Below are 6,559 nucleotides of genomic sequence, written 5' to 3'. Positions count from 1 at the left end.
AAAAGACAGGGTTTCTCAACAATCTGAGAAATGAACCATTGCGTTCATTTCTTTTGTCTTATGGGGGGAGTATCCGGTCAAAATCGTCTGAGAAAGGTCAAAATATGAAATTGGTCGGTCATATGAAAATAGATATATTTATTAATAAAAGCGTTTTCAACGAATGTTTTATTCTTATCATCTATGACCATTACCTGTCCTGAGCTAGTTGCATATTAGAAAGGTGGGTTGATATGGGTTTTACAAGACGAAAACCAACAGTGATCATATGGTTTACAGCCATAATACTAATTGTACTTGCTGTATTCATGATAATTTTAACTAACAAAAAAGCTGCATTGCCTGAGAATTGGTTGTTTACAGTGGATGGATACGCTGTGACAGATGAAGAATTTCTATTTTATATCAACGACCAGAGAGCGGTAACAGTAGATTATTTCTACAGAACCTATGGTGCGCAAGTAGATGAAGGTTTCTGGACACGTCAATACGGAAAAAATCAGGAAACACCATCTGAGTATGCCAAAAAATCTGCGATGACTGCATTGCTAAGAGTTAAACAGGAGCAAATTATTGCTGACGAGCGGGATATTGCACCATACAAAAGTTTTGACGAGCTGAAATCCGACATGGAGGACGAAAACAAGAAGCGGGCTGAGATGGAGGATATAGGGGATACTTACTACGGTTTACCTGAGTTAGATTTATACCAATACATGCAATATGTAAGTGGCGCCCGTTGGCCGGAGTTGGTTGAGACCCAGGTCCAAAAAACGAAAATGGGCGATGCTGAGTTACAAGATGAATATGCTTCAAGGAGCGCAGAATATGTTCGCACTGCTGATGAATTAACGGTCATGCTCGCAGGAACTGGACAAGCAATGGAAGAGAAAGTACTAAATCGATTGGATATATCCAAGGATGATACTGAATCTCTACACTTTTGGGAGTCATTGGCGGCCGCCTCTGTAGGTGAGACGGTAATCGGTAAATACATGGGTGAGGATGTCATCGCCACATTAATGACAAAGCCGGAAATAACCAACCTTACACTGGAAAAAGTGAAAGATTCCATGATATACGGGCGGGCTGAACTTGACTTGCGGGCGTTGATTGCATCTAGAACTGATAAGGCGAAGATTGTGTATAACGGCAATCAATTCAATGAATTAGAAGTGAAATAGGTTAAATTCTATTCTTACGTTTATATAAATCTGAATCTATTTTGGTTCTCATAGGTTCAGATTTATATAAATATGAATTCATAGAAAAGGAGATTGCCAGATGAGACGATCCAAATGGATGCAAAAAGCTTTATCGATTGTTACGGCAGCAACATTGACATTCTCAGGTCTGACTGGTTTAGTGCCTGTACCTGACGTTTCGGCTGCAGAGAGAGTGGTTGAATCTTTTGACTCAGTTGTATTAGAACTGACACAAGCGACGGATCATGCAGGCAGAGTGAACCTTACTTACAAAGGTGCACCATTAAGCAATCTGATTAAAGGGCCGGTTATCGATGCGTTCAGTTATGATTCAAGCAATTCGAATTTACTGACTGTTGATGATAACGGAAACATTACATTAGCAAATGGTTATACATTTGCGGCCCCGGGTGATCCAGGCATCCCAGTGACGATCACAGCCACGACGAGTTATTATCATGACTCAGATGTGTTATTCATGGAGGACTTCGAGAACAACAATGGTCCGCTGACAGCAACGAGCAAACTTGGTTCATCATTCACACTGTCTGATGCTCAGTCGCGAACTGGTTTGAAAGCGATTACAGCAACAAGTTCAACGAATACGGAGAATGTAAGCCAAGACGTGGCTCTGCCAGCCGGAAGCAACTTTAAAATGACGGCATGGTATTACGACCCGTATCCGGATGAGGAGAAGACAGCGACTGCCAGAACCCAATTTGCGATTTTGGATGGTAAAAACGCGACCTTCGCCGGGACATTCTATCAAAGTTCACAGGTCGACGTTATTCATAACCCGACAAAATATACTTGGGCATTTGCACCATCATCAGCCGGCCCAGCAGCGAAACGTTGGAAAGACAGCGGGGTTGAACGCTCCACAGGCTGGCATAAATTTGAGTGGCTCATTACACCGAATGGTGCAACTTTGCAAATTGACGGAATTCCAATTCCTGATTCAGCAAAGTATGATATCTACAAAGCGATGAAGAGCGGTACAACCATTCAGCCTAAAATTGCTGGAGGGTGGAATAACCAATCAGGCAACATTTCTTACGTTACTAACAAACATCTTATTGACGATTTTTATGTTGTTAAAGACGTTGCTACAGTAACGGGTACTAGAACATTAACATTGAAGTTAACACCTCCAGGTGGAGTGTCAGATTTGGAAATTATCACTCAACCAGTAGCGGCAAAAGTTAACCTAGGCGAGACAGCAACATTTAGCGTTACGACATCAGCCGCTGCTGCATCATACCAATGGTATGTATCTAACGACGAAACAGGGTTAAACGGGGAGGAAGTCGTCGGAGCCAAAGATGCGGTATTAATGCTGACAAATGTTGACTCAGCTTCACAGCAAGGAAAGTTCTATTATTGCCTAGTGACTTCGGCAGAGGGAGCTGTTGTAAAATCTCAAGCTGCGCCGTTGTTGATTCAGACAAATACACAGGTAAATGCGCCAATTAACCCGACGCTTGACCCGAACACAGGGATTTATACAGGCAGTTCCAATTACGGGGATACTCTTGTAACACTGTTCAAAGATGGTGGACCCGTTGGTTATTATTTATCTAAAAATGGGGGGCCCGACCAGCTTAACAATCATGAAAGACATCATGTTCTGCCATATGCGAGGGCATTGGGAGCGGGTAATTACACCGTTTCAGCTATTGTCATGAATACAGAAAAGAACATAAGTGAAGAAGTTACAGCTAACGGAATATTAACGATAGAGAACTTATCTACACCGGCAAATGGTAGATGGAACGGTTCCTATGCTACTTGGGAAAGCGTTGCTCATGCATCTGCGTATTCGGTTCAGCTCTTCAGTAACGGAATTGCAAAAGGAAGTCCCGTCGCAGCGACTAGTATTGATGTAGCTCTGTCCCCGAGCTTTGATGATACGTTTAAAGTTAGAGCGATTGGAAGCGCAACAACACGTTTCTTAGATTCTGATGAATCAGGGGAGAGTGCAGCATATTCAGCTAAGATTGCGTTAATCCGTCAGAACGAAATTTTACAGGCAGGAGAGCGTCAGCGGCTAATCGTTGATACTGCCGATATGTTCGTAGCTGATAACATTAGCTTCACCCCAGCAGAGAAAGACAAGGATAAGATCGAAGTTGATGCTGATGGATTCGTAACAGTTAAGAAAGGCTATGTTCCAACAGAGAACGAAGTCGTAACGGTGAATGTCAGCGTTGATTACTTCAATAAGGCGGACACGATGTTCTACGATGGATTTGAAGGGGATAAGAAGTTTACGACTGGTGAGAACGGGTACGTCCAGAGTGACGTGATGTCCCGCACAGGAGCAAGGGCTGCGACAACGAGTGGCGCTGGCCAGGTTGCTACTGTCCCAGAAACCTATAATTACGCCCCTAAAGCCGGCAAGACAACAATCGTCACTGCCTGGTACTACGACGATGGTGGGGTATCATCCGGTGATCACGCGGTATTTGGCTTTACTCCGTCCGCGAATGAACATATCACCATAAATTATGGGAATGCGGATGGCAACTGGGTGGCGAACCAGACCAACTACGCAGTTAGAATCGGATCGACGGGAAGGTTCTATCCAGTCGACGTGAAGCGCAGCAAAGGCTGGCATAAATTCCAATGGTTCGTTACATCAACGGGAACAACCTATAAAATTGATGGACAAGTAATAAAGAGACAAATGGCAGATGGGAGCGCATTTAATACTAATGTAGCGAACAATGTTCTTAAGATTGATGCGTTGCAACTTGCTACGAACTGGGGCAATAAAGCCGGAACGATGAGAGATATACAGAACAAGCATTTTATCGATGACGTATATGTCATGGATAGTGCAGTAACAGCCCAAACAGCAACAGCATCTGTTACATTAAAACTCTTACCTAAAGTGTATACTCACTCCGAAGACAGCACTTATGTTCTTGGTTTGGAAGATTATAAAATTACCGTGAATCCTGATTTAGCGGATCTAGCTGGCGTGAAAATCGGGAATGCAACCTTAGAACAAGCTGTGGATTATACGGTTAGCGGCAATGTATTAACGATTAACAAACAAGCATTTGTAAGAAACAACATTATGCCAGGAAAATATACCGTTAGACTCGACCTGAACCCTGCTGAAATTACTTTCGAGTTGAACATTGCATCTCGTGAAGTCCGTGATTATTATTTCTCCAATAACGGTGATGATAGTGCCGATGGACGCACACCGAAGACAGCATGGAAATCAATTTCCAAAATAAATGAAAACGTTTTCCTTCCAGGCTCAACCATCTATTTGGATGCAAACAGCGTATGGAATGAACAAATCAGACTGCGCGGCAACGGTGAAGAAAGAAATCCGATTACACTTACTAAATATAATACGACCGATCCTAACCAACGACCGATTATTAATGGTGGAGGAACTGCGTCAAGCCCATCAGGTATTTCCTTAAACGGTACAATTGAGTTGTACGACGTCAATTATTGGGTAGTCAGTGGAATCGAAGTCACGAACATCGGAACTACAGCAGGTGACGGCCGCTCCGGTATTGCAGTGATGTCTCGTATATCCAAGTTGGGACAAGGTCAATTTAACATTCAGGATTATGCTGATGCTCGTATGCAAGGAATTGTCATTCGAGACAACTATGTTCATGATGTAAATGGACTGCATCAAGCGAATGGAGCGAGTAAGATATCCGGCGGTATCATTATTAATGGTTATGTAGATGTAAGGGTTGAAGGCAATAAGACCCTTCGTTGCGATAATGAAGGTATTCGCAACAATGCTTATGGGCCAAACAACCCGGGGACTAACAACACGGGCCTCACTTGGAGCAATTCAAGCTATCCTTGGGCATCAAACGCTGTATTTAGAAACAACTGGGTTTCTAGTTCGGTTGGAGATGGCATTGTTCTGTCCGGCGGGAACAATTCCCTTGTAGAACGAAATGTCGTTACGGACAGTGGATACAGCTATTTAAGCGATAAGAGCGGTAAACTGGTACCGAACTGGGGTTCAAATAATACAACACCAACATATCTTGGTTCACAGAACTATGCCGCAGCTTGGATTATGGCAAGTAAAGGCACGATTTTCCGCTACAATGAAGCTGTAGATAACCCTTATCATGCAAGTAATGACGGTATGGCTTGGGATATCGACAATTATTGTCAGGACAATGTGTATGAATATAACTACAGCCGGAACAACTATGGCGGTTGGTACTTGCAGATGAATGCTGCCAAGGGCAACATCGTTCGCTATAACATTAGCGTGAACGACGGTCGTAGCCCGGATTTTAACAAGAGTTATAACAGTCTTGTATTACTTGCGGGAGGTTCTTCAACAAGCGAAGAATTAAGCGGATTATTCTATAACAATATCATCATCTCTCCATTGAAGAATAACAGTTCGTTAGTGTTTGACCCAGCGGCCTCCAACCTGCATATTTACTTCCAAAATAACATATTTGCTTATACTGGTGCTAACAGAAGCGTTGGTCTAAAAGGCGGCGGAACATCCGCTCCATTTAAAGCCGGACGGTTTACGAACAACATTGTCTATCCAGCTAATCTTTTTGGAAGTATGAACGCAGGCGGGGGCGGATATTTAGGTGCAAGTGTAACAACAGCTGCCAACCGCTACGTAACGGAAAATGAACTATATTCCATATTGAAAGATTATAAGATTGCACCGGAACATTGGATTGCCAGCAGTGGAACCGTTGATGCTAAGCTTGATTACAGCGTGATGAATGGATTCCGAATTGCCGATGGCGACAACATAGCCTATGGTTCAGGTGTCAAGGTAATAAGCCCGTATGTTGATCGTGCGAACGCTCTGCCTCATATGACAGAGAGAACGGACTTCTTCGGTAATCCACTTGGCGACAGGACGCCTTCGATCGGCGTACACAACCCTTATGTGGTAACTTTTGATTCCAATGGTGGCAGTGAAGTTACGAAGAAGTTCGCTGATATAGGGGGGACAATTACCGAGCCGACAGCACCAACCAAAGCTGAAATTAAATTCGGTGGCTGGTACCGAGATGCAGAATTAAAAGATGCGTGGAATTTCGCTACTGATAGGGTTACAAGCGATATCGTATTATATGCGAAATGGCTTGGAGATAAAGAACTAACTGTAGAGGAAGATCTATTGGGTTTGGAAGTCCCTAAAGGCGCAATGATGAATCAAAAAACGGTTACGGCAACTGTGTATGATGAGGCAACTACACAAGACAGCTCGGAGAAGGTTTATTCGGTATTATCACGAGATTAGAAGATAGAATGGATAACCTCTAGAATCTATAGCGGCATTCCTAATTCATAGGGAAGCAGGATTTACCTCCTGCTTCCCT

2 protein-coding genes are annotated in these 6,559 nt (G+C 43.3%); both read left to right on the top strand.

The genetic code is table 11. The features are described 5' to 3' along the window. Positions 1–233 precede the first annotated feature (233 nt). A complete protein-coding gene (locus BBG47_RS26860) occupies positions 234–1,184 on the top strand; it encodes a hypothetical protein (RefSeq protein WP_065294297.1) in 951 nt (316 codons plus the stop codon). A 100-nt stretch (positions 1,185–1,284) separates the two neighbouring features. After that, positions 1,285–6,480, top strand: coding sequence for an InlB B-repeat-containing protein (locus tag BBG47_RS26855; RefSeq protein WP_065294296.1), 5,196 nt, complete (start codon positions 1,285–1,287; stop codon positions 6,478–6,480). Positions 6,481–6,559: the final 79 nt, after the last annotated feature.

This window comes from Paenibacillus sp. KS1, assembly GCF_001680695.1.
Lineage (GTDB): Bacteria > Bacillota > Bacilli > Paenibacillales > Paenibacillaceae > Paenibacillus_B > Paenibacillus_B suaedae.
The sequence above is the reverse complement of the archived record's forward strand: the minus strand, read 5'-3'. Positions and strand labels throughout refer to the sequence as shown.